At 51.5% G+C, this 25,646-nt stretch carries 17 protein-coding genes and 1 pseudogene; 5 read left to right on the top strand and 13 right to left on the bottom strand.

The window, feature by feature from the left end; genetic code table 11:
• Positions 1-132: 132 nt before the first annotated feature.
• Positions 133-3,561, top strand: a complete 3,429-nt coding sequence (locus CX650_RS19740) for a hybrid sensor histidine kinase/response regulator (protein ID WP_101096796.1) — start codon at positions 133-135, stop codon at positions 3,559-3,561.
• A gap of 70 nt (positions 3,562-3,631) precedes the next feature.
• Here CX650_RS19740 and CX650_RS19745 read toward each other — a convergent pair whose 3' ends face one another.
• Entirely contained in the window at positions 3,632-4,432 is an 801-nt protein-coding gene (locus tag CX650_RS19745; protein ID WP_157823091.1) for a phosphatase PAP2 family protein, read from the bottom strand.
• 330 nt (positions 4,433-4,762) lie between these two features.
• On the opposite strand from CX650_RS19745, the gene CX650_RS19750 reads away from it, so the two are divergent.
• The 4 genes and pseudogenes from CX650_RS19750 to CX650_RS19765 all read left to right on the top strand — a co-directional run bounded on the left by CX650_RS19750 (position 4,763) and on the right by CX650_RS19765 (position 12,008).
• Positions 4,763-7,999 carry a S41 family peptidase gene (locus CX650_RS19750; protein ID WP_101096798.1) on the top strand — a complete coding sequence of 1,079 codons (3,237 nt, stop codon included), beginning with the start codon at positions 4,763-4,765 and terminating at the stop codon, positions 7,997-7,999.
• 633 nt (positions 8,000-8,632) lie between these two features.
• Positions 8,633-10,120 carry a YecA family protein gene (locus tag CX650_RS20495; RefSeq protein WP_101096799.1) on the top strand — a complete coding sequence of 496 codons (1,488 nt, stop codon included), beginning with the start codon at positions 8,633-8,635 and terminating at the stop codon, positions 10,118-10,120.
• Between the two features lie 300 nt (positions 10,121-10,420).
• Positions 10,421-10,573: pseudogene (locus CX650_RS20645) on the top strand (alpha-amylase family glycosyl hydrolase); the annotation flags it as partial.
• A gap of 445 nt (positions 10,574-11,018) precedes the next feature.
• Positions 11,019-12,008: a transposase gene (locus CX650_RS19765; protein ID WP_101096801.1), complete on the top strand. Its 990-nt coding sequence runs from the start codon at positions 11,019-11,021 to the stop codon at positions 12,006-12,008.
• A 289-nt stretch (positions 12,009-12,297) separates the two neighbouring features.
• Here the strand turns inward: CX650_RS19765 and CX650_RS19770 are convergent, their stop codons facing one another.
• From CX650_RS19770 to CX650_RS19830, 12 genes are all read right to left on the bottom strand, one after another.
• Positions 12,298-12,813 carry a hypothetical protein gene (locus CX650_RS19770; RefSeq protein WP_101096802.1) on the bottom strand — a complete coding sequence of 172 codons (516 nt, stop codon included), beginning with the start codon at positions 12,811-12,813 and terminating at the stop codon, positions 12,298-12,300.
• 372 nt (positions 12,814-13,185) lie between these two features.
• Complete coding sequence (locus CX650_RS19775; protein WP_062793447.1) at positions 13,186-14,199, bottom strand: suppressor of fused domain protein; 1,014 nt, start codon at positions 14,197-14,199, stop codon at positions 13,186-13,188.
• 384 nt (positions 14,200-14,583) lie between these two features.
• Complete coding sequence (locus CX650_RS19780; RefSeq protein ID WP_044734545.1) at positions 14,584-15,027, bottom strand: DUF2000 domain-containing protein; 444 nt, start codon at positions 15,025-15,027, stop codon at positions 14,584-14,586.
• Between the two features lie 36 nt (positions 15,028-15,063).
• Complete coding sequence (locus tag CX650_RS19785) at positions 15,064-15,579, bottom strand: SF0329 family protein (protein ID WP_025010283.1); 516 nt, start codon at positions 15,577-15,579, stop codon at positions 15,064-15,066.
• A gap of 1,451 nt (positions 15,580-17,030) precedes the next feature.
• Complete coding sequence (gene hypA / locus CX650_RS19795; protein ID WP_101096803.1) at positions 17,031-17,378, bottom strand: hydrogenase maturation nickel metallochaperone HypA; 348 nt, start codon at positions 17,376-17,378, stop codon at positions 17,031-17,033.
• Positions 17,378-18,382, bottom strand: a complete 1,005-nt coding sequence (hypE, locus tag CX650_RS19800) for a hydrogenase expression/formation protein HypE (protein WP_101096804.1) — start codon at positions 18,380-18,382, stop codon at positions 17,378-17,380. The genes hypA and hypE overlap by 1 nt, the downstream gene beginning before the upstream one ends.
• Positions 18,382-19,506 (bottom strand): hydrogenase formation protein HypD, encoded by a 1,125-nt coding sequence (gene hypD / locus CX650_RS19805; protein WP_101096805.1) that lies wholly within the window; start codon positions 19,504-19,506, stop codon positions 18,382-18,384. Before hypD ends, hypE begins: the two co-directional genes overlap by 1 nt.
• Positions 19,493-19,741, bottom strand: coding sequence for a HypC/HybG/HupF family hydrogenase formation chaperone (locus tag CX650_RS19810; protein WP_025010286.1), 249 nt, complete (start codon positions 19,739-19,741; stop codon positions 19,493-19,495). Before CX650_RS19810 ends, hypD begins: the two co-directional genes overlap by 14 nt.
• Positions 19,741-20,610, bottom strand: coding sequence for a hydrogenase nickel incorporation protein HypB (gene hypB / locus CX650_RS19815; protein WP_101096806.1), 870 nt, complete (start codon positions 20,608-20,610; stop codon positions 19,741-19,743). Before hypB ends, CX650_RS19810 begins: the two co-directional genes overlap by 1 nt.
• Positions 20,611-20,685: 75 nt before the next feature.
• Entirely contained in the window at positions 20,686-23,172 is a 2,487-nt protein-coding gene (gene hypF, locus CX650_RS19820) for a carbamoyltransferase HypF (RefSeq protein ID WP_101096807.1), read from the bottom strand.
• Entirely contained in the window at positions 23,172-25,055 is a 1,884-nt protein-coding gene (locus CX650_RS19825; protein WP_101096808.1) for a NiFe hydrogenase, read from the bottom strand. The genes hypF and CX650_RS19825 overlap by 1 nt, the downstream gene beginning before the upstream one ends.
• Positions 25,042-25,641: a HyaD/HybD family hydrogenase maturation endopeptidase gene (locus CX650_RS19830; protein ID WP_093982780.1), complete on the bottom strand. Its 600-nt coding sequence runs from the start codon at positions 25,639-25,641 to the stop codon at positions 25,042-25,044. The genes CX650_RS19825 and CX650_RS19830 overlap by 14 nt, the downstream gene beginning before the upstream one ends.
• Positions 25,642-25,646: the final 5 nt, after the last annotated feature.

Consider the following 25,646-nt stretch of genomic DNA (forward strand, 5'->3'; position numbering starts at 1 on the left):
AGGTTTTTTGCCCCCAATGGGCGCCCAATAAGATGGAGAACGCCGCAGAGGTTCATCAAACCCCTTGGCTGGTGTAATCTAGCCGGGATAACAACAGTCGCCGAAGGATACGGCGACAATAAAGAGAACCCTATGAATTTGACCCTTTTTGTGGCGGTGATCGCCGTCTGTTATGTCTGTTTGCTGTTCCTGCTTGCCTGGGGCGCGGAGCGTTGGTTCAGTGGTGTCACCCGCAGGTTACAGAAATGGATCTACGCCCTCAGCCTGGCGGTATATTGCTCTTCCTGGAGCTTTCTCGGCACGGTTGGCCAGTCGGCCAATGACTTTTGGTCCTATCTGCATATCTTTATCGGCCCCATCATCATCTTTACCCTGGGCTTTGGCATGTTGCGCAAAATGGTGGTGGTGTCCAAGGCGCAAAATATCACCTCGGTGGCCGACTTTATCGCCGCCCGCTATGGCAAGTCGCAGCCGCTGGCGGTGATCATCACACTCATTGCCCTGTTTGGCATCATGCCCTATATCGCGTTGCAGCTGAAAGCCATGGTATTCAGCCTAAGCCTGTTCCAAAGCCCGGATGATCCGCTCGATGGCGCCAAAGTCGCGCTTATCATCGCCGTGCTGCTGGCCATCTTCGCCATCCTCTTCGGCACCCGCAAACTGGATGCCACCGAGCATAACCCGGGGATGATGCTGGCTATCGCCTTTGAATCCTTGGTGAAACTGGCCGCCTTTGTGTTGGTGGGCGGCATAGTGGTCTTCGGGGTGTTCGGCGGCTTTGGCGACCTCTGGAACCAGGCCAGCGCCAAGGGGGTAATAGTCAATCCCAATCTAAGGCTTGAAGCGCTGATGCCCGAGCTGATAGTCGGCATGGCGGCTTTTCTCTGTATGCCGCGACAGTTTCACGTCATGGTGGTCGAGGCTGAAGGCGAGCAGACTCTGTCCAAGGCGCGCTGGTTGTTCCCTCTCTATATCGGCCTGTTCGGCCTGTTTGTCGGGCCGCTGGCACTGGCGGGCAAGGTGCTGCTCGGCGACAGTGTCTCTGCCGATACCTATGTGATCAATCTGCCGCTGGCGCTGGACGCACCTTGGCTGGCGATAGTGGCGCTGCTGGGAACTCTCTCGGCTGCCACTGGCATGGTGATAGTGGCTGTGGTGACCATCAGCGTGATGATAAGTAACGAGTGGCTGGTGCCGGTACTCTTGCGTACCGGGCAGATCCGCCGCAAGAACTTCAGCCAGTTTTCCCAGCAACTGCTCTATGCCAGACGTCTCTCCATCGCGCTGATCCTGGCTTTCGGGTACTTCAGTTACCTGAGCTTTGACAGCAGCGATTCTCTGTCCAACCTGGGCATGCTGTCTTTCGGCGCCTTTGCCCAGTTGGCACCGGCCTTGGTGGGCGGGCTCTACTGGAAACACGGCAATCGCGCCGGGGTGTTTCTCGGCATGGCGGCGGGCTTTGGTCTGTGGGGCTTTTTGCTGCTCAAGGGCTCGGGCGTCTGGGAAGGCGTGCTGGCAGGTCAGTTTGAACTGTTAAAGGCGCTGAAGCCCAATGTCAACGATACCCTGTTGGCACTCGGCGCCAACCTGATTGGCTATATCGGCGGCTCTATCTGGCTGCGCGCCGGCTTGGTGGAGCGTATTCAGGCCAGCGCCTTTGTCACCCCGGGTGAACTCAAAAACACAGGCAATCGTAAGACAGGCCCCATCAGTCAGCAGGACTTGTTGATCCTGGCGAGCCGCTTTGTCAGCCCGACCCGGGCCTATGAGAGTTTTTCGCGTTTTTCTGCCGATGCGGTGCGCAGCGACAGCTGGCACAAGACGGCACCGGCCGAGCTTATTGCCCATACCGAGCACATGCTGGCCGGGGTGCTGGGGGCTTCCAGCGCCTCTTTGGTGATGGACTCAGTGTTGCAGGGGCGGGATCTGGCCCTCGATGAAGTCTTCAGCCTGGTGGATGAGGCCTCGTCGAAGATTATTCTCAGTCAGGACATGCTGCGCGCCGCGATAGAACACGCCTACGAGGGTATGAGCGTGGTCGACAAAGATCTCAACCTGGTGGCCTGGAACTACCGCTATGTAGAGCTTTACGACTATCCGGAGGATTTCCTGCAACCGGGCATGTCCATCAGCGAGGTGATACGTTTCAATGCCTCCCGCGGCTACTGCGGCCCGGGGGATGTGAATGAGCATGTCGAGCGTCGGGTACAGCATATGCGTAACGGCACCGCCCACAGCTCAGAGCGGCGCAGGCGCGATGGCAAGGTGATTAAGATTCAGGGCAATCCCATGCCGGACGGCGGCTTTGTGATGACCTTTACCGACATTACCCAATATCGCGAGCAGCAACAGGCGCTGGAGCAGGTGAATGAGACCCTGGAGGCCAGAGTCAAGGAGCGCACCTATGAGCTGGCGCTGCTCAACAGCAAGCTGCTCGAAGCCAAGGCCCAGGAGGAGATGGCCAACGCTTCCAAGAGCCGTTTCCTGGCGGCGGTGGGGCATGACTTAATGCAGCCGCTCAATGCGGCCAGGTTGTTTACCGCCTCTTTGAGTCAGTATCCTGGGCTTGACAGGGAAGGGCGGCTGACCCTCTCCCATGTCAACAGCTCACTGAAAACCGCCGGTGAACTGCTGACCGATCTTTTGGATATCTCCAAGCTGGATTCCGGCATGGTGGAGGTAAAACGGCGCGACTTTGCCATCTCCGAAGTACTCAACACCCTGGCGGTGGAGTTTGAGGCCATGGCCAAAGACTGCCAGATCCATTTTGCCATGATGCCCTGTAGCCTGACGGTCAATTCAGACCCTTCACTGCTGCGGCGGGTGCTGCAGAACTTTCTCACCAACGCCTATCGTTATGCCAAGGGCGGACGGGTGCTGATGGGCTGTCGCCGCCGCGGCAGCGAGCTTGAGGTGCAAGTGCTGGATACCGGCTGCGGCATCGAAGCCGGGCAGCTTAGGGAGATATTTCACGAGTTCAAGCGCCTGGATAACCCCCATTCAAACAGTGTCAACGGCCTGGGGCTTGGTCTGGCGATAGCCGACAGAATAAGCAAGGTGCTGGAGCATGATATCCGCGTATCTTCGGTGCAGGGCAAGGGCTCTGTATTTGCCATTCGGGTGCCGCTTGGGGCCACTGTCAGCGTGCCGCAGCCCAAGGCCATTTCTTCTGTGTTGCAGCCGCTCGCCGGGGTCAAGGTGCTGTGTATCGACAACGAAGAGGCTATCCTTGCCGGGCTCGAAAGCCTGTTGAGTCGCTGGCAGTGCGAGGTGATCTGCGCCCGGGATCTGAGTGATGCCAGGATCAAGCTGGGGCTCAAAGGGGTGGCGCCGGATATCATGCTGGCGGATTATCATCTGGATAAGGGCCAAAACGGCGTCGATGCCATGGATGAGCTCAGGGCGCTGTATGGGCAACATCTGCCCGGCATTTTGATCACCGCCAACACCCGCAAGGATCTGGTGGAGGATGTCGAGCGCCGCGGTTACCACTATATGGCCAAGATGATTAAACCGGCGGCGCTCAGAGCTTTGATCTCAAGCCTGGTGAAGAAGGCGTAATTCACAAGTTCAGTGAAATAGCCTATGGAAACGGGGCCTGATTAATAGCCGATAAATCAGGCCCCGTATTTTATGGGGTTATTTCTGCCTGTGCCTGTGCCTGTGCCTGTGTCTGTGTCTGTATCGGTGTCTGTGCTTGCGCCGGAACCCCGGCGTATCCTTCCACTCGCCAGGGGCGATAAGCCAGGCCGTAGCTCAAGGTCGCCATGGTCCAACCGATAAGGGCGCTGGCGATATCGTGGGATAAAAAGTGGGCGCCGCGAAACTCCTGACACAGACTGAACACAACGCCTATCAGCAATACCGCGCCGAGCAACTTAAAGCGCCATTTTGGCTTCAAGACCAACGCCAGATAATAAAGTCCCAGCCAGGCAAAGGCGCCGCTGGAGTGGCCGCCGGGGAAACACTGGCCCAATTCAGTGTCAACGCTCAGGCTCATGGGGAAGGGCAGATAAGGCTTTTGGCCACCAAATAGACTGAGATCCCAGGGACAGGCAACATTGGTCATGCTCTTGCCGATACGCACCCAAAGCACGGTTGCCAGGGCGCTTATAAACAACATCAGCAAGGGCCGGCGCCAGCGCTTCATTGAGGCTTTGAAATTGCTCAATACCAGGGTCGACAGCAACACAGCTGCCGCCAGCACCACCAGATCCCGCCCTCCTGTGTGCAGCAGTTTGTCTGCGACAAAGGCATGGCGCCAGGGCCAGGCCGTGTTGGTGCCCTCAAATGCCAACATCCACTGTGCCAGCAACAGGTCGGCATTAGTGATGTGCAGCAAGATAAGCACGCCAAGTCCTACCGATAACGGCAACAGCAGATGATGTTTGAACCAGTGTTGAAAGCTCAGCGGGTGGCTTGCAATGGGCATTGTGTTTCCTGTGACATAGTGCGAGTTGAGACAGAGTCGCAGCTGAGATCTGCGAAATAAAAAGCCTGAAAAAGCGGGCGTTGAATTCATGGCCCGGTTGGTGGATAGGAATTATTCTGGCCAGCTCAGATTAAGGTCTGCTTAAGGCCGGGGATTTTTGTCTCAATCGCCCGGAATGGCGTATTGCAATGAGTTGAAACAAAACCTTTTTTGCGTATTTTTTTACCACTGGTTATGTTACAGGGGTAGCTCTGCTATGGCGCTGGTTAAGTTGCGGTTTTGGCGGGGGATCCCCACAGGTTTGCTGGTATTCAAATACAAGGAACAGGAATGAAGCTCAATAAACTCTTTTGGCTGACGGCCCTTGCGCTCGGCAGCCCCAATTTGCTGGCTGCCGAGGCCAAACTCCTGCGGGAGCCGGATCTTCGCGGTGATACTCTGGTGTTTTCCTACGCCAAGGATATCTGGAAAGTGTCGCTCAAGGGCGGCGAGGCGGTGCGCCTCACCAGCTTCCAGGGGCAGGAGATGCAACCCAAGCTGTCGCCCGACGGCAAGTGGGTGGCCTTTACCGGCGACTATGAGGGCAATCAGGATATCTACCTGCTGCCGATTGCCGGTGGCGAGCCCAAACGCCTGACCTTCCACCCGGATGTGGATCAGCTGGTGGGCTGGAGCCCGGACAGCAAGTCGGTATTGCTGCGCTCCGGCAGGGCCAATGCCCCGAGAGGTTGGCAGCAGCTGTTTACCCTGTCCATAGAGGGCGGAAATCCCAAGCCTTTACCCATGAACCGCGCCTTTGACGGCAGTTTCTCTGCCGATGGCAAGCAGCTGGTTTACCGGCGCGCCGGTCTTTGGGATCCGGGTTGGCGTAACTATCGCGGCGGCCAGAATCAGCCGCTCAGGTTGATTTCGCTCGATAGCCTGGAGGAAAAAGATCTGCCCTGGGACAACACCCAGGATCTCGAGCCCCAGTGGCACGGCGACTATATCTATTTCCTCTCCAACCGCTCACAGGTCACCAATATCTTTCGGGTAGCGGCCAAGGGCGGCGAGCCGGAACAGGTGACTCATTACCAGGATGCCGATGTCAAAGGCTTTACCCTGGATAACGACACTCTGGTATACGAATACCGCGGCGAGCTGGTGAAAAAAACGCTGGCTAACACCAATGCCAACGCTAATGCAAACGACAAGGGTGAGGCACTGGCCATCAGCCTGCATGCCGATTTCCCCTGGGTGCGGCCACGCTTTGAAGAGGTTGAAAAGCAGATAGAGTCGGCGGCCATTTCGCCTACCGGTAAGCGCGCCTTGTTTGTGGCCCGCGGCGATGTATTTACTGTGCCCGTGGAGCACGGCGATGCCCGTAATCTTACTGAAAGCTCAGACAGCCGCGAAGTGGGCGCCGCCTGGTCCAACGGCGGCAAACAGCTGGCCTGGTTCTCCGACAAGAGCGGCGAATATCGACTGGTGATAGCCGATCAACTCGGCAAGCCGCAGCAAGAGATCAAACTGGCCGAAAAGGGCTTCTATAGCGGGCTTATCTGGTCGCCCGATGATAAACAGCTGGTGTTCAGCGATCAGCGCCAGCAACTTTGGCTGGCAGACTTGTCCAAGGGCAAGGCGCAGGTTATCGACAGCCAGCCGGTAGTGAATCCCGACTGGGAAATGGCCCCCAGCTGGTCGCCTGACAGCCGTTATCTGGCCTACAGCAAGCAGGATGACAGCTTCTTCCGCAGCCTCTACCTGTTCGATACCCGCAATAATCAGAGTAACAGAATTACCCAGGGCATGGCCGATGTGCGTTACCCAGTGTGGGACAGCGCCGGCGACAAGCTCTATTTTGCCGCCAGTACCGATTATGGCCCTCACGCCGCCTGGTTGGATATGACCTCGGTTGCCTTCACCCCGACTTACGGCCTCTATACCATGCTGCTCAATACCCGCACCGAGGCGCCCATGCTGCCAAGAAGCGACGAGGAAGAGGGCAGCGGTACTGAAGAGGAAGCCAAAGGCTCAGATGCGCCGCCTGCGGTGCGAATCGATCTCAACGGTATAGCGCAGCGGGTGCTGCCTCTGGGTGAAAGCGGTAAAATCCACAGCCTGAGCGCCGGTAAGCCAGGTGAGCTGTTCTATATGCAGGACTTGGATGAAACCACAGAGCTTCGCAAGTACAGCACTGAGGAACGTAAGGCCGATACCCTGGCCGGTGATGTCGATGAGTATCATCTGAGCTACGACGGCGAGAGCCTGTTGGTGAAAATCGGCGACAACTGGAAGCAATTTGCCGGCGCCGCGCCCTTGGGGGACGATGCCAAGACGCTTAACGTCAAGCTGACGGCCCGTATCGATCCTAAGGCCGAATGGCAGCAAATCTTCCGCGAAGCCTGGCGCTTCCAGCGCGATTACTTCTATGTTAGTAATCTGCACGGTGCCGATTGGGACGCGGTATACAAGGAGTTCCAGCCACTGGTTGCCCATGTGCGCCACGGCGCCGACATGACCTATCTGCTCGATAACATGGGCGCCGAAACCTCTGTGGGCCACTCCTTTACCAATGATGGCGATCTGCCGGAAATTGCCGACAACCGCACCGGCCTGCTCGGCGCCGATGTTGAGGCGACCGACAAGGGCTACCGCTTCAGCCGCATCTATCGTGGCGAAAACTGGTATCCGGCGGACCAAGGCAGTGCGCCGCTGGCTCTCTATCCCCAGGTCAAGGCGGGCCAGTATCTGCTGGCAGCCAACGGCAAGCCGCTGGATAACAAGGCCAACTTCTATCAGGCCTTCCAGGGGACTCTCGGTAAACAGACCCGTCTCAGCATCAGTCCGGATGGCAGCGACAAAAAAGCCTTCGAAGTGACTGTGGTGCCAACGGCCAGCGAACAGGCATTGAGACGTAACGCCTGGGTTGAGGATAACCGCAAACGGGTGGATGAAGCTTCCGGTGGCAAACTGGCCTATGTCTGGGTTCCGGACACCGGCGAGAACGGTTTCAGCTACTTCAACCGCTACTTCTTCGCCCAGAATCAGCGCCAGGGGGTGATCATAGATGAGCGCTTCAACCACGGCGGCTTTATTGCCGAGTACATCATAGATGTGCTGCGCCGCGAGCGTAACGGCTACTTCAATAACCAGATGGCCGGAGATCACCCCATGACCAGTCCGGGCAGCGGTATCTGGGGGCCCAAGGTGATGTTGATCAATGAAGTCTCCGGCTCGGGCGGCGACATGCTCCCTTATATGTTCCGCTATTACCAAGTGGGCAAGCTGGTTGGTAAACGCACCTGGGGTGGCTTGGTCGGCATCTGGGGCGTGCCTTCCTTGATGGATGGTGGCCATATCACGGCGCCGCGCAGCGGTTTCTTCAGTATCGACGGTCAGTGGCGGGTCGAGAACGAAGGTGTGGCCCCGGATGTGGAAGTCGAGCAGTGGACCAAAGACACAGCCAAAGGCATAGATCCTCAGCTGGAAAAGGCCATCGCCATTGCCTTGGATGAGCTGAAATCTGCCGCGCCTGTGAAGCTGCCACAACCCGCCGATCCAGTGCGGGTGCCTCAGGTTAAATGACTTGGTTTAAATCGCTCTGATAAAATAGCTCAATAACTTGCGTCGCTTGCCTCAGTCTTACAGGCAAGCGGCGCTTTTTGTTGGAAAATAATCAAAACTCAGCCAATTATTTTGCAAAAAATAACCAAGACAGGCTTTTATGGCTTTTGTCGAAAACTTGACCTATGACTAATTGTTTTAACAAACAGTACTGGGTATTGTGTAACTAATTCAGGTGCTTATCTTTAGCCTTTACTTAAACTCAAGGTCGGAAGCAGTAGCATTTTTCCGTTTTCAGCGGAATTCAGGGACGAACAACATTCGCGCCCGTGCGGTAGCTATGAGGGTTACTCAGCTTTTGTAGGATGCTTGCTCATCGAATCAAGATAGTACCCAGAAGTTTGAAGATGATTTTGTGCGTTTTTTCTGCAACATCAAAAAATAACTTAAAATTCATAAAGATAAAAATCCATTTTGGTAGATAATAGGTTTGGAAACCGCGTATGCGCGTTTTGCTGCAAGGGATATTCGGGCTAAACTCTATTATATTCAACTAATACAAAGAGATAGCGATGCGCGTTTACACTCCTACGAGGACTAAAACGCGCATGCGCACTGTACAGCTGTTACATGGCAAGGTTCTGAGAGGTTATTTTGCTAACACCAACGATAAAAGAATCGGGAACTACAGAGCGAGAAAGATACTTATCAAAATTATCGGACAATACTTTTTTTGGTCTTTGGTCATTTCCAAATGTTTATACCGATGAAGGAATAACGAAATCAGGTGTTGGAAAAGAGTTATGTGATTTACTTGTTGTCTTCCAGAATAAGATTATTATTTTCTCAGATAAAGATATTGCATTTAATACTAATATTGATGTCTCAGTCGCTTGGAAAAGATGGTTTAAACGTTCCGTAATAAAATCGACTAATCAATTATTTGGCGCGGAATCTTGGCTGCTAAATTATCCAGGAAGAGTTTATCTTGATAGGGGATGTACAAAAAAATTTCCAATATCTCTCTCCGAAATTGATTATGAAATTCATTTGATTGCTGTTACTTGCAACTCTGTAAATCCTGCTGAAAAATATTGGGGCGGCGGAAGTTCCGGTTCGTTATATCAAATTTATCCTTTTGAAGCTAAAGAGTGCATCGAAAAACCATTTATCGTAGGAGACTTATTTCCTAATAAGACCTATATACATGTCTTAGACGAGCTTTCGCTTGATCTATTAATGGATGAATTAAATACTATATCAGATTTTGTAAGCTATCTCGATGAAAAAGAAAATGCAATAAGATCCAGGGAGATTATCCAGTCGGCAGGTGAGGAGGAGTTGTTGGCTCACTATTTTAGAGGAAGAGGTGAGTCTATAATTTCTGGGAAAATGATCCATCCTACGGGAGATATTGAAAAAGATGGGCCTGTTTCTTTGTCCGAGGGGCTTTGGTCTGAATATATACAGGAAGAGATTTATTCACTATTCTCAGGTATTTATAAAGAAATCCTGTTATGGGATGCGCTTATAGAACGGTTCTCATATCATATATTAAAAGGCACTGTTGGTAGAGGCGCGGATCTAGAGTTTGAGTATCACGAACGAGCAGTTAGACACTTGGCTGCAGAAAATCGAATATCGAGATATATTCTTGCAAAAGCCTTTCATGAAAAATTTCTAGAGGTTCCCCCTAATAGACGTAGCAGCAGGGTAATTTTTTCACCGAGCCGGAAAGATAAATTATATGTTTTTCTTTTTATTCCTCGGGATAAAGAGCGGGAATATGAAAACTATAGAGATGAGCGATCTAATTATATTCATGCTTACGCACTGGTTTCAAAATACAAGTATCCAAAAGTCATAGATATAGTAATTATCGCTACCGAACCAATTATGGCTGATGGCAGATCTGAAGATATATTCTCTATAGAATACGGTAAAAGCCTTTCGGAAGAAGAAGAATCTGAAGCGCAGAGATTGATTAACGAAGATCGTATATTAAATGATGTTTGGTTGCATAGAGGAAATCCTTTGCTACCAAAAATTAAAGAGCCATACAGAAACAAGAAAGCAAAATATGGAAGAAACGAAAAGTGCCCATGTGGTTCAGGTAAAAAGTATAAAAAATGCTGCATGTAACAAAGCATTGGAAATCGTTAAGAAGAAAAGAGGGTGTTCAAAATTCTGTGTCACGTTAAAAATCACAGATCGATGTGAGAAGAAAGACAGGACAGCCAAATCTTTTTGATGTTTCACACAGCCTCAACTAGGCTTTGAAATACCCATCAAAGCTCAGTCGAGGTTGGTTATGACCACAGCCCGCCGCCAGTTGATAGACATGGAAATACACGGAAATACAGGACAGCCATATCTTTTTGATGTTTCGCTCAGCCTTGACTAGGCTTTGAAATACCCATCAAAGCTCAGTCGAGGTTGGTTATGACCACTGCCCGTCGCCAGTTGATAGATGCTGAAAGTACGCCCTTTTACCACGTGATTAACCGTTGCGTGAGAAGGGCATTTTTGTGTGGTGAAGATGCACTGTCGGGGCGCAGTTACGAGCATAGACGTGGCTGGATAGTGGATAAAATCACACCAAAATACAGGACAGCCATATCTTTTTGATGTTTCGCCCAGCCTTGACTAGGCTTTGAAATACCCATCAAGGAGCTAGGTCTTATAGGACCGCGAGAAAGACAGGACAGCTATATCTTTTTGATGTTTCACACAGCTTTGACTAGGCTTTGAAATACCCATCAAAGCTCAGTCGAGGTTGGTTATGACCACCGCCCGTCGCCAGTTGATAGATGTTGACAGAGGCAAATACAGGACAGCCATATCTTTTTGATGTTTCACACAGCTTTGACTAGGCTTTGAAATACCCATCAAAGCTCAGTCGAGGTTGGTTATGACCACCGCCCGTCGCCAGTTGATAGATGTTGAAAGAGGCAAATACAGGACAGCCAATCCTTTTTGATGTTTCGCTCAGCCTTGACTAGGCTTTGAAATACCCATCAAAGCTCAGTCGAGGTTGGTTATGACCACAGCCCGCCGCCAGTTGATAGATGTTGAAAGTACGCCCTTTTACCACGTGATTAATCGCTGCGTGAGAAGGGCATTTTTGTGTGGTGAAGATGCACTGTCGGGGCGCAGTTACGAGCATAGACGTGGCTGGATAGTGGATAAAATCAGGCAGTTGTCGTCAATATTCTGCATCGACGTTTGCGCTTATGCGGTTATGAGTAATCACTACCATTTGGTGCTCAAAATCGACCTTGCAGCGCAACAATCATTGTCGCCATTTGAAGTCATCGAGCGTTGGACATTGCTTTTTAGTGGCAATCCTGTGGCGGCAAAGTTCCTCAAGGGCGATAGTCTCTCAGAAGGTGAGCGAATACTGTTGGATACGCTGATTAGCGATTGGCAGGAACGCCTTGGCAGTATCAGTTGGTTTATGCGCTGTTTAAACGAAGATATCGCCCGCAAGGCCAATCGAGAAGATGGTTGCAAGGGCGTATTCTGGGAAGGGCGCTTTAAGTCGCAGGCGCTGCTCGATGAACAGGCGCTGCTGGCCTGCATGATGTATGTGGATTTAAATCCCATTCGCGCCGGTATTGCAGATTCGCTGCAAACTTCTGATTACACATCCATTCAGGAGCGCATAGAAGAAGTTGCTGAACCAACAACTGCCAACGCTTCACTTAAGCCACTGCTGCAATTTGATGGTGCAGCCACTGCCGCCGAACAAAGCGGTATCCCGTTTCATTTTGCCGACTATCTGGAACTGATTGATTGGACAGGCCGGGCGGTGCGGGAAGACAAGCGTGGCTTTATTGCCTGTTCCAGGCCCAAACTACTGCTTGAGCTTGGTATCAGCGACGATGCCTGGATAACTTCTGCCAAGGAGTTTCGCCGTCAGTACAGTGGCATGAGTGGCCGATGGGATGCAATGTGTGCCATGAAGGCCAAATATGGTGGTAAATGGTGCCGGGGTAAGCAACAAAGCCAAGCAATACATCCCCATTAACCTTAAACCCTTGGTGATTTTGCATAAACAGGCCTAAGCCTGCCGTAGGCCTGCCTGGCAACCGCAGTTTTTGTATGAAGCATGCAGATTAGTCGTCTTAGAGAGTCTACTTCCAATAATTCATCGTCATTTATAAGCGATTGAGACCGAATGATATACTTCCTCGTAGCTCGCAAAGTGTTTAGGGTGTCCTGAATTTCACTTGATCATAAAGAATTGCTATATCAAAATCATCAGTGTAGAAGTATTTAGCTGCAGGAGGAACATTTTCGAAGCACTCTTGATATAACTAATCATGGTCGGACGTTCCTGGTAGCTTGCAATTTACATTCAACATTTCTAGCAGGTACTTTATCAAGTAAATTTGAGTTGCATCTGTGCTGGATTCACCAAAAGAATCTGAGTTTATGATCTGATCTAGCGCTTGCTCCAAGATCTCATCAGTTACAGTAAAATGCTGAGTGATAAATTCGAGATACTCTTTCTGATTATTTCGGCAGCCCATAAGTAGGAACAAGTTGTGATCTAGCGGAAATTTATTCTCAACGAGTTTTTTGAAAACATAAAAACTGTTCTCATACTGTATTATTGTGAATATCCCTTCAGGGAAATCAACTTTGAGCTGTTCAGGGTGGAATTTATTCAGGAATGCTCCAATGCAGTCTTCCTTTAAATAATGTTCTATATCACTCATCAATAGTTGAAGAAAGATAACCTTCTTTTCTTCATTGTTTTTAAACGGGTAGTTGTTTAGTAAATACTCAAAGTCAGCTAGTACTTGCGTGGAAATAACATCGTACCACATGTCATCATAGCTATAGCACTTTAATTTATCAGCTTCTTTCTGATAGCGTTAATTAATTGTTCGTTATTCATGGTTTTTCTTTATGATATATGGATAGTGAAATATAGCAGCATCTTTAACTTGGCAACTATTGGTGGCAATGCTAAATTATTCTAACTTTGGATTTCAATGATACAGTCATCTGTGCTTCTGCAAGCGCCTCGGGGCTCAAGGCTCAAGCTTCATTCGCAGTAGGTACACTGACAACAAGCACAGGCTGTTAATAAGGTGTCCTCAATGTATCTCAATGAGAACACCTTAATTACTTTCAGTGCGGGTAGCTGGGCTATTAACCGACTTGTGTCAAGAGTCAAATAAAGCCAGAGCTACCTATTACCACACTTCAATTCTAGTTGATATCCCGGCTTCGCCATCAGCTACAATGTCGATACTTTCCGGTATAAAACTATCTGCTTGATAATTCGGTGAGGCCGAGTAGTTACTTATGTTTCCTTGCTGGGCCAGCTCCATGACCTGTTGATCGAACACTTTTTTGCTCAGTGAGGCCGTCTTTGGTAGATAGACCACATTCATTGGGTCGTCCTGACCACCAAACTCCAATGGGAAGAGATAGGTTTTTCGTAACATACCTTGAGCTGCGAGCTCTTCTGCCTGTTCTCGATTGTCTATGTCCGAGTAGTTAATGGAAGCGGGATTTAACACCGAAGGTCTGTTAATGACACTGACTTGCTTATCGTTCGATGCAAGGAGTTTGGCTAACAGCTTGTCTCGACCGTTTTTCATTGACCAGGCCATCTCATCGTCAGTAATCACAGTCGCTATCAGTAGTTGGCCTTCACCATTAGGTAATGTGAAGCTACCTGGCAGCGGACTGTGTGCCTGGGTAATAAGTACATTGACGTAATCGCCGTCTCCCACCATGACATCTTCAATAGTTAGGCCGTTGTACTTTTTGACTCTTCCCAAAAGGTCTGCATCGTTAAGCATTTCCGCATTGACGGCCCATTGCAACAAACCTAGTGGCCAATCTGCCTCGCCTTGGGTAATTACTATAATTTCGTATCCATAACCCGGCCGCTCAGGATAGACAGGAACTGTTTCTTTTTTTGTCAGAGTCAGCTCAATGTTACCATCTGTTTGATTAATGTTTTGGGGCAAGTACTGGGTTGGCATATCCGGGTTGGTTAAACCAAAAGTGGTGTAAAGCCATAGGTCGTCACCCAATTCGCTGGCTTTAGACTTAAACAAGCCACCACCTGGCCATACACCTGTCATATGACCCAGTTTAAGGATCTCATCTGGGAACAGACCGAATTTCTTTTCGAATACAGCCGTTCTAGCGTCATATACGTTATCCCATAATATCTCTTGGTTTACTTCTGTCACTATATTACCTCCTTTTAATAAATTTTGACTTCATTTGTTATCGAAAATATCAGTCCAAAAAATGTATCTTATTATCTTTTACTTTTATATGTTCAAATAGATGTTTATATTTAACCTGCCGTCTTAATTTGAACATCTATTTGCAATCGATCACTATCAAAAATAGCTCAATAGGGTTGTGGGGGATTATCTCTTAGATGCAATACTAAACTTAGAAAAAATATATTGCTGTATTGTTTTCTATGCTCTCGCTTGCGGCCTCATATAGGGCAATCAAAACACAGTATTCCCGATAAAAGTTGCCCTCATTGTCGGCTAATTCATTGATTTTATCTGCCTCGGAATCTGAAGATTGTAGTATAGCGCTCCATATCTGCGGTCCTACTATTTGAATAAACTGAACTTACCGGTAAACTCTTTAAGCACAGTCGTATCACCGAACATACAAATACCAAAGTATTCCAGATCTTGCTCGGATGTTTCAGCCGTTGCTTTTACCTGCTCGGCGGATGTTCCTACTATCATGGTGTTTGTAAAGTCAGTGAATGGGATATTTCGTTGCAGGAGTTCTTCACGGACTTTTCTGATCTTGTTCGAATTGTCAGCCTTAAGAACGATAAATGGATAATGGGATATTGATGGATGAATACCTTCTTCCTTATCCCGATATTGCAGAAAACAGAGTCTGTCTAAGTCATTTACTTCAGCGACCAGTCCGGCTGTCATATGACCCAGCGCATTGTACAGGCGCCCCATATCAACTTTTTTATTTAGTACGGCGACAAATCGTTTTGTGTTTTCATCTGGTAGAGAGGTGAAATCAATCATGAAGTTTCCTGGTTTTTAAGGGAGGTATCTAGCTTGTTATCCGGAAATAGCTTTAAATTTTTGGGAAAGGTCAGCTGCCTCTGCCTTTATACGAAAATCTGCAAAGTAAATAACCATTGGATGAGGGTCCTTTAGCATTTCATTGACCTTAGCCTTACCTAGTTTACGGTGAAGAACACCTATGACACGCAATAGCGGATGTTCAGATTTAATACAATCATGAGCGGATAGGCTCAATGACTCGAAACATATAATTTTGAAGTCATAACTGCTGAATTCACCTGCTTCATATAAACTCCCCACAGTTCTTTCTAAGCCATCTACTGATTTATGTTTCAGGCAATCTGTTGGGGTTAACTCATGAAAATATGCCCCTTGTTCCGACCAAGACTCATAATCAGTAAGACTTATGCCTTGCTTGCCATCAATGACAACCCAACTTCGAGCAACTTCACCTTGTCGTCGATAAGAAGTTGTAAATATTTCAATTCTGCCTTTGATGGATTCAGCAAAATTTTCTTCAACTCGCTTTTTAAGTTTTGACCATTGCATAATTTCTACTTTTGGCAGTTGAAAGGTGTATACGCGCTTTAAATATATTGTTTGCTAATTCAGTAAATAACGGTTTTAAGGTGTTGACTATATACTCAAAACTATTCCTTAATAGCAATAAATATAATGATTCCCTATGCAAGCAAGTGTCAGTTGCCGTGTTTCTTACGGATGAATTGAGTCAGAGCCATACTATTTGTTGACCCAATAGGCGAACAATTATAGGAGGCCGACATGTCTAAAGCTAACACGCTTATTATTGGGTTGGACGTGCATAAGTAAATCAATGACGTGACTAGGGTTTTGACTAGTCTACCGAAGTTGTGCAACTACTACGGTACTTTGCTCACTAACACTCGAGCTTTCGGTAAATTAAATCATATCAACGCCCTGTTAAGGAGTAAGCAACGTAATACCGATACCGCCGCATTCCATCCTAATCACTAAAATCAACGCATAGTAGAAATGGCATGCTTGGCGAATCCAGCTTGAGCTTTGCTATACGATTTCACCCACTATGTAGCACTATGATATACCGAACAACTTATCTAGTCCGATAGGAAACGCCCACCCAATTATTGCGCCGATTATCTCACCAACCGTTAATCCCAATAGCTTCATAATATTGTACACATACGTATTCGATTCTCGGAGGAGTGTAAGTTTGCATTGTTACAGTTTGGCCAGAATCCTGACACTAAACGTACATGTACGATTTTAGGCCTAAAATATACTAATTATTTAACACATCTACCTTTATAGCTTTTAATTTGATACTACAGAAATGACGCGCAAAATCTATTTATTCGAATCTTGTAACTTATTTCCGTGCTTATCCATTTCGCATTTACATTTAGGGCATACCCAACCGCCCCATATAAGTTGTTGGAAGTTATCAGGAATTCTTATCGAAGGCATCTGAGTGCTACAATCAGGACAATTTACCTGATTAAGATTAACTAGTTTTTTTATTTTCATGTCTCCTCCATATTTAAACAAGTAGTACTCGGCCATGAAGCCGTTCACACGCTAGAATCACAGGCGAGGAATGAGTTTAATCGCGTAGATTAAGGGCGTCGCGTCTGAGCTTAAATAACTATCTGCCATAAAGTTTCCGCCATAGCTACCGCACGGGCACGAAACTGACTTCGTCCCTGAATTTGCCTGAAGGCGAAATGATGCCAGTCATCCCTGTATTGGCTGTTTTTATAACTAATTGAATTATCGTTAGAATAACCAAGTTGGCTTGGCGAAACAAGCCGCAAGTGCAGCCATGGTTTAGAAATGAGACTCTAAAGGCTTTTACTGACGGTAAGACAGTAATGGGGGAAGGAGTGATGAAAGGCCAAAGAGATATGGCCAAAGGCATTACCGAACGCGATAGCCTTTGGCCCTAAGTTTTACAGTGTGTAGCTCAACACAGATAGCGGCGCCGCTTTGCCTGGGCAGGATTAATCTGTGATTAACTCGAGTTGCATCAATAGCATATCTTCACCGTCTATGACCCGGGTATCCTGGCTGTGGCAGTGGGGGCAGATGACGGTACGTTCCTCTGGGGTACTTTGCTGCCGGCACTGATTGCAGGAGAGCGTCAGCGGCGCTATGTCGATATCAAGCACGGCATTGTGGCAGACGCTGTGTTCACGAAAGGTGTTGAAGGCGGTGCGAACCAACTCAGGCTCGACGCCGCTCATGGCGCCTATCTTGATGGCGACCCGGGCAATGCCCTTGGCGCCGTGCTCGGCGGCGAGTTGCTGGCACTGCTCCATCAGGGCGCTGACGATAGAATACTCGTGCATCAACAGATCCTCGGCAACAGTTCGCCCTGTGGCAGATCCAAATAACGGCGACTGCCCCAGGCCGATTCCAGTACCACTTTACCCGGATGTTGTGCGCCTACTTCGCCTATGATGCAGGCCTGGTCGCAATGGCCGAAGCGGCGCATGATTTCGACCGCGCCTTCGGCGAGTTCGCGGGGCAGGGCGACGACAAAGCTGCCTTCGTTGGCGAGATCCCAGGGCTCAAAACCGTAGAGTTCACAGACGCCACGTACCTCATCACAGACGGGAATGGCGGTTTCTCTGAGGGTAATGCCCTTGTTAGAGGCCTTGGCCCACTCGTTGAGCACGGCCGACAAGCCGCCGCGGGTGGCGTCACGCATGGCGTGGATCTCAAGATTGGCGGCGATCAGTTGCTCCACCACATTCCAGAGCACGGCGCAGTCGGAGCTGAGTTCAGACTCCAGCTCCAGCCCTTCACGGGCACTCAGGATGGCGGCGCCGTGACGGCCTATGTCCCGCGAAAGCAAGATGGCATCGCCGTTTCTTAGCGCATGAGCCGAAATGCCCGGCTTGAGAATGCGGCCTACCCCTGAGGTATTGATGAAAATGCCGTCGGCGCAGCCTTTGGGCACTACCTTGGTATCGCCGCAGACGATGCGGGCTCCGCATTGAGACAGGGCATCGGCCATGCTGGCGACTATCTGTTTCAGACGGCTGATTTCAAAGCCTTCTTCTATGATAAAACCGCAGCTTAAATATTGCGGCTCGGCGCCCATCATAGCTAAGTCGTTGACTGTGCCGGCAATGGCCAGCTTGCCGATGTCGCCGCCTTTGAAGAACAGCGGCGCTACGGTAAATGAGTCTGTGGTAAAGGCGCAATCGCCGCCAAGATGCAAACAGGCGGCGTCTTCTTCGCGTCTGAGAATGGGGTTATCGAAGGCATCGAAAAACAGCTTGTTGATCAGCTCAGCCATTTCCCGGCCACCGCCGCCATGGCTCAGTTGTACTCGTTTATCGGACATCAGTTTACTCCGGCATATCTGTAATAGGCATTGCAGGCGCCTTCAGAGCTGACCATGCAACTGCCGAGCGGTGTTTGCGGGGTGCAGCCGCGGCCAAATACTTTGCAATCCTTGGGATTGGCCATGCCGCGCAGAATATCGCCGCATTGGCAGGCTTTGTGATCGTCTATCTGTTTCACCGGCAAGCGCTCGGCAAAGCGGCGTTCGGCATCCCTGTGGCCGTATTCGGGTTTCAGCATCAGTGCCGAGTCGGCAATGGGGCCAAGGCCGCGCCAACGAAAACTGGGGCGTACCTTAAAGAACTGCGCTACCTTTTGCTGCGCCAATAGATTGCCCTGTTCGCTGACGGCGCGTTGATACTGGTTTTCCAGTTCACAGCGGCCGCTGACTTTCTGTTTGACCAGCGCGAGAATGGATTGCATGACATCCACAGGCTCGAAGCCCGAGACCACCACAGGGGTGTGATAACGTTCCACCGCCGGACGATAGATGCGGGCGCCGCTGATAACACTGACGTGGGCCGGGCCGATAAAGGCGTTGACCTTGGTCTCGGGGTGGCTCATTACCGCATCTATTGCCGGTGGTACCAGCACATGGTTGATATGAAACAAGAGGTTACTAAGGCCCTTGGCTTCGGCTTGCTCCAGCAGTACCGCCGTCATCGGCGTGGAGGTTTCAAAGCCGATGGCAAAATAGACTATGGTCTTGTCCGGGTTATCGGCGGCGATTTTCAGCGTATCGAGCGGGGCATAGACGGCGCGGATATCATGGCCTTCGGCGCGCACCGAGGCGAGCGAGCCCTTGGAGCCGGGAACCCGGATCATATCGCCCAGGGTCACCAAGATCACATCATCGAGGCGGGCGAGGGCGGCGGCCTGATCTATCCGCTCTTTGGGCATGACACATACCGGGCAACCCGGGCCATGGATGAAATGGATATTCTCCGGCAGCAGCTGCAGTAGGCCATATTTCATTATGGTGTGGGTGTGGCCGCCGCAGACCTCCATGATATTGAGCGGCTCGGCCAGCTTGGGAGCCAGTGCGGCGATTTCCTCGGCCAGATTTCGGATAGTGGCCGGGCAGCGAAAGCCGTCGTACAGCTGCTTGAGTTCAAGCTCTGCCATCTTCCGCCTCCAGTTTGGCCGCTATCTCACGGTACAGCGCCAGGCTCTCGGCGGCAGATTCGGCATCTATCTTGTTCATCACAAAGCCGATATGGATAAGCACATAGTCACCAATGGCAAGCGGTTCATCCAACAGATGACAGCTCACAGTGCGTTTAACCCCCAGGGTCTCCACGGTAACGCTCTGGCTTTCGGGGTGCAGCTCCACTACCTGGGATGGGATAGACAAACACATCAGCAGGCCTCCGAAGTGCGCTCGGCAAAGGCGGCGAGCTGCTTATCCAGCCACAGGGCGACCCGGGTCAAACTGGCGGGATCTTTGGTAGAGACTTCCAATACCTCGGCCTTGGGGTTGAGTTTACTCACCTGGGCGCGGGCCTCGGAGACATTAAAGTCAAAGTAGGGCAGCAGATCGCACTTGGTCAGCAGCACCAGATCGGCGCGGTGGAACATCACAGGATATTTTTCAATCTTGTCGTCGCCCTCGGGGATGGAAACCAGCACAATATTCATGTGGGTGCCCACATCATAACTGGCCGGGCACACCAGGTTGCCGACGTTCTCGACAAAGCAGATATCCATGTTGTCGAGCGCTTGCTGGTGCAGGGCACCGTGCACCATAAAGGCATCCAGGTGGCAGGCGCTGCCGGTTTGGATCTGAATCGCTTCTATGCCCTTGGCCTTGAGGCGGTCGGCATCCCGCGAGGTTTCCAGATCGCCCTCAATGACGCAGTATTTTTTGTCTGTATAGGCACCAAGATGCTCCAGCAGGCTGGTTTTGCCACTGCCGGGGCTACTCATGATATTGAAGGCCATCACCCCGTGGGATTCGAAGTGTTCACGGTTGTGCTGGGCTTCGATATCGTTTTTGTCGAGGATCTTGTGGATCACCGACAGTGTCTTGCTGTCGTTCAGCTGTGGGTTGGTGTGTACTGTGCCATGGCTGTGAGAATGGCTATGAGAATGGCTATGAGAATGCTCATGGGAATGGTCATGAAAGTGATCGTGACCGTGATTGTGATCGTGTCCGTGAGAATGACCATGCTCGTGAGAATGATGCCCGCCGTTGCCCCTGGGCAGTGAACATCCGCAATCTTTACACATAATGAACTCCCTTTGGTTCCTTAATCTGAGCATGCGCCGCTTTGGCGGCAGATGCCTTGATATCAATCAGTAATTTCAACGTTCGACCAAGCTCTGTGTGAGCCCGGGTTGATGTAATCCATACCAGAGCTGCCCGAGGGCGATACCGCCATCATTGACCGGCACCAGGCCGGGTTTCAAGCGGTGAAATTCAAGCCGGGCGAGTTCCCGGTGGCAGTATTCACTGAGAAGCCTACTTTGAAACACGCCGCCGCTCAGTACCAGCGGCAGCTCGTCTATTCCTTCGGCCTTGAGCCAGTTACGGGCCTTGAGCGCCGCGGTAATAATCCCTTTGCCTATGGCCTGAATAAAGGCCAGCGCCAGCAGTTCACTGTCCGGCTCGGTGCGCCAGGCTAGCAGCAGCGCCGAAAATAACGGCGCGCTTTGCCACTGCCCAAGCACCAGTTCGGCGCGAGTGTTAGTCGGCTCGAGCTCATGTTCAAGCTTCAGCTCTAAGCCAAGCTTCTCAACCCTTTGCTGTTTCCCGGCGGCAATGGCCCTGCGGGCAAGGGTTTCCAGGATAATCCCGGCTTGGCCTTCATATTGGCTGAGTCTCAAGTTCGCCAGCAGCGCGGCGGCGGCATCGAATAAACGGCCGATGGAATGGCTCTTGGGACCTATGCCACTGTTGGCGAGCTTGCCAAGGTTGGCCAGCTTGGCTGCAGGCTCGGCGGCAAAGACCGCCAATTGCTGCAACTCTTCAATACCATGGTTTTGCAACAGCAGGCTATAGAGTAGGCGCCAAGGCTCGCGAATGGCCTGATCGCCACCGAGCAGTGTCATCGGGCTCAGGGTTGCCAGGCGCTGAAAGCCCTGACAATCTGCCAGCAGCAGTTCTCCGCCCCAGAGCTGGTTGTCATCTCCAAGCCCTGTGCCATCAAAGCTGAAGCCCAGCACCTTGCCGCTGTAATCATTGGCAGCCATCACCGCCAGCAGATGGGCGAAGTGATGTTGCACCTCAAGCTGCCGAGCACTTTGCCGCTCGGCCCAGCGGCTGGAGGCGTAGTCGGGGTGTTTATCGCGGATGATGGCCTCGGGTTCAAAGCGGTACAGGCGCTGGAAACTCTGCAAAGTGCGCTCGAAATAGCCTTCAGCCTCAACACTGAAAAGATCGCCGATATGGGGGCTGATATAGAGCTGATTACCGATATTGAGCGCCAGGGTGTTTTTCTGTTGTGGGCCCACGGCCAGCAGTGACGGCAGCTTGTTGGAGCAGTTGTCTCCAGAGTCCTTACTCGCCAAGCTCTTGCTTGCTTTGTTCATGCTCGCCAAGCTTTTGCTTACTATGTTCATGCTCGCCAAGCTCTTGCTTGGCAGGCTCAGCGGTGCATAACCGCGGGCGAGACGCAGTATTTGCAGTTCATCATCCAGCATCTGCACCACAGAGTCGTCACAACCGTTGATGATGGGGCGGTTATGATCCAATACTGCATCGACCACAGCCAGAGGCGGCTTGCCGAGTTGCTGCAGCACCTCGTCGCCGTCTGTGATAATCGGCTCACCGGAGCGGTTGGCACTGGTGGCCACCAGCGGCCGCTGCAGACCATCGAGCAGCAGGGTGTGCAGCGGCGTATAGGGCAGGAACAAACCCAGCCGGTCGATATCCGGGGCTATGGCGCTGCTGAGTGCCGGAGCGTCAGCCTGGTGTTGCTTCTTGCCCATAAGCACTATTGGCCGCTCTTGACTACTGAGCAGTTGCCATTCGGCGCTTGAGCCTTCGGCATACTGTTTGGCGAACTCGACTGAGGGCATCATCAGTGCCAGCGGCTTGGCCGGGCGGCACTTGCGGCGCCTAAGTTCAGTGACTGCGTCATGATTACCGGCATCACAGATCAGATGAAAGCCCCCTAGGCCCTTGATAGCGAGGATTTTGCCCTGTTCGATAAGGGCAATGGTTTGCGCCAGCGCTTGCTCTCTCTTGGCGAGGATTTCGCCGCCTGCGCCACGCAGTGTCAGCTCGGGGCCACATTTTGGGCAACTGACCGGCTGGGCGTGATAGCGCCTGTCCATAGGGTCTTCATAGGCTTGGCGACAGGCATCACAGAGCGCAAAGCCCGCCATGGCGGTATTGTGTCTGTCGTAGGGCAGGTTGCGGATAATGGTGTATCTGGGGCCACAGTGGGTGCAGTTGGTGAAGGGGTAACCGAAGTGGCGATTATCGGGATCGCGTATCTCGGCCAGGCAGGCATCGCAGCTGCTCTTGTCGCTGCCCACAGTGACTATGGCCGCCGCTTGCCCCGCACTGCTGTGCGCTATGGTGAAATCCTGTAAGTCCTGCACTTGGGCATGGCTGACGGTGAGTTCATCAATGCGGCACAGCGGCGGGCGCTCGGTATCGAGCGCGGCTCGAAAGCCTGCCAGCGCCATCTCCGGACCTTGCACCAATATGCTGACGCCCTGGCCATCGTTGAGCACATGGCCCGTGAGCTGAAAGCGTTTTGCCAACTGGAAAATCCAGGGGCGAAAACCCACCCCCTGGACTATGCCTTTGATATTGAAGCTTTGGGCAACAAGCGCTGTCATCAGCGCCTCCTTTGCCTGAGCCAAAGTGCGCCGGCGGCGAGCAGGGCGCCGTCGAGATCGAGCAGCTGACTGGCCGCCAGTGGGAAGTTTTTGCCGATGCGGATGGCGATTCTCTTGCTCAGAACCGGGTTGGCCATGGCGCTGCCGGCCAGAAACACACAATCTATGCCAACGCTGAGATCCAGATGCTCGACCCAGTTGGCCAGATAGTCGGCCAGTGAATCCTGGGCGGCGAAGCAGAGCTTGGCGGCATCTGTGTCGCCGGCGAGGCGGAAACTCATGACAGTGCCCAGCGTTTTGCACCAGTTAAGGCCGCGCACCGCTTCGCCTTTGGCCAAGGGGTAATCGATTCGCGGTGCGTTGGCGCCCTTGTAACTCATGGCGGCGGCAATAAAGGCATCTTTAAGCTCTGTGGCCGACTGGCCCTGTTGCCCGAGCCCACTGATGATGGCGATAACGGCCCACAGTGCATCCAACCCGGGGAAGACAGATAGCTCGCGACTGCCAATATCCAGCAGGCGGTTATAACACTCGGGGAATTGGTTTTTGAATTTTTGCACCACAGTGCGCTGCGGACTTTGCTCCAGTGCGTGTACTATTTCATAGCCGCTGGCGGGCAGTTGAGTCAGTTCAAAGAAGCACTCTTGTTTGCCGTCCTTATCCAGATAGCGTATTTGTGAGGGATTCGAGCCGCTGAAATAGAGCAGTGCAGCTTTTTTTATACCGCAGAATTCGGCCTTAAGCGCGTTGAAGGCGCATTCGGCGCCGTGCTCTGTGGCCACTTGCCAGATATTAGCGTCATTCTCCGTGGCCGCTCTCAATACAATTTGCGGCTCTTTTTTGTTGCCCAGGTTTTGGACGGTTGCCACTGAATTGCCGAACCTTGCCTCATCGTGCAGGGTTTCCGGCAAGGCATGGCCTGAGCTTACCTTACTCAGCTGCGCCTGGTGAGCATAGAGCGGCAGATAGTGACCGGCTATCCAGCTTAGCTCTACACGGGAAGGCTGGGATAACTCAACCGCAAACAGATAATCGCAGCCCTTGATACGCAAATACTCGCAGATGATCAGCAGCAGTCTGCTATCGGCAAACGCCACTGAGTACAAGGGCTGTGTGAGCCTGGGGTGCTGCGAGCAGGGCCTTAACCGCAGCGCAGGTTTTTCCATCGAAGAAAGCGCCAGCACTTCGGCATCGCTCAGCAGGAAGTGGGCGTTGAGGCTATTGGGATTGCAGCAGATAAGTGTTTGGCCGTTGGATATGCCTTGAGGCATATCATCTTGTTTGAGACTCAGTTTTAGGCGCCGATTGCCGCTGTCGGTAAGCGTGAGCGATTTGTCCTCAAGCAGTTGCTCGGCCATGGCACGGATATCGCTTGGTTGCAGGGCGCAGAGCTCCGGCTCGGCCAATACCGCCTCTTCACCATGACAGTGGGGGCAGGGCAAACGGATATTGGCAAAATCAGGGTGTTGGTTATCGCCCAAACGTGGCTGGCAGTGCTGACAAAACGCCAGGCTAGGCCGAGTGGCTGCATTGGGAAGAACGTCGGCTAAAGCCAGTGGTGTGGCGGCGCCGAGCCTTTCCTCTGCCAGTAAAATACGTGAGTCCAGTAAGCTGGTGCTCAAGAGAAAATCACCTGCAATCTCATCGGCGAGCTGCTCAAGCTCACTCTGGCCCCCCTCGGCTTCGAGAATATATCGCCAGCTGATCCTGGGCGCCTGATGATTGTGCTCAAGGGCGGCAGCAGCGCTTTGCTTGGCCGCAGATTTCAGCGGCAACAGGGCGATAGTGATATTCAGCTTATCGTAATTAAGATATTGGTTACATAAATGCCCATACCAAGGCTGCTGCGAGGCGCAGTCAAATTCGAATCTAACGAGTTTCATGGGATGTTTCCGGCAGTTTGTCTTCTTCATCGACCTTTGCAGTTACAGACAGCTTTGGGCGATAGGAGTGGGGAATAAGGGCTTCTATGTCAGTGTTACCGGTTTTTTGGCATTGCCAGCCAAGGTGCTGCAAATAGTTGATAAGCGTGGTTTCCATCAAGGGCACGGCGGCGGCAATTTGCGGTGTGAGCCCAAGGGTCATGGGTTCAATTACGGTAGGGGTGATCCCAAGCACCATGGTGTGGGGCCTGTCGCCAAGCATCTCCATCATAATCAGGGTTTGCAGCATTTCCACTTCATGGGCGCTGCCTTGCCAGTCGATTTCAGGGGGAGCCTTATCGAAGTCGAAGAAATAGACTTCGCCGGGTTTGGCGCCTGCGGCATTGACGGTATCGACCAAGAGCAAAGCGTCGTACTTGGCGATGATAGGGGTAAGCCCCTGTGCCAGAGTGCCGCCGTCGAGGAGATCGAGCTGATCGCTTGGGTGAGTAAATTGGTAGTTTTCATTGAGGTAATTGACAAAATGTACGCCGATACCTTCATCGGCGTACAGGACATTGCCAATACCCAGCAGCAATATCTTCATCTGAC

The organism is Shewanella indica (assembly GCF_002836975.1).
Lineage (GTDB): Bacteria > Pseudomonadota > Gammaproteobacteria > Enterobacterales > Shewanellaceae > Shewanella > Shewanella indica.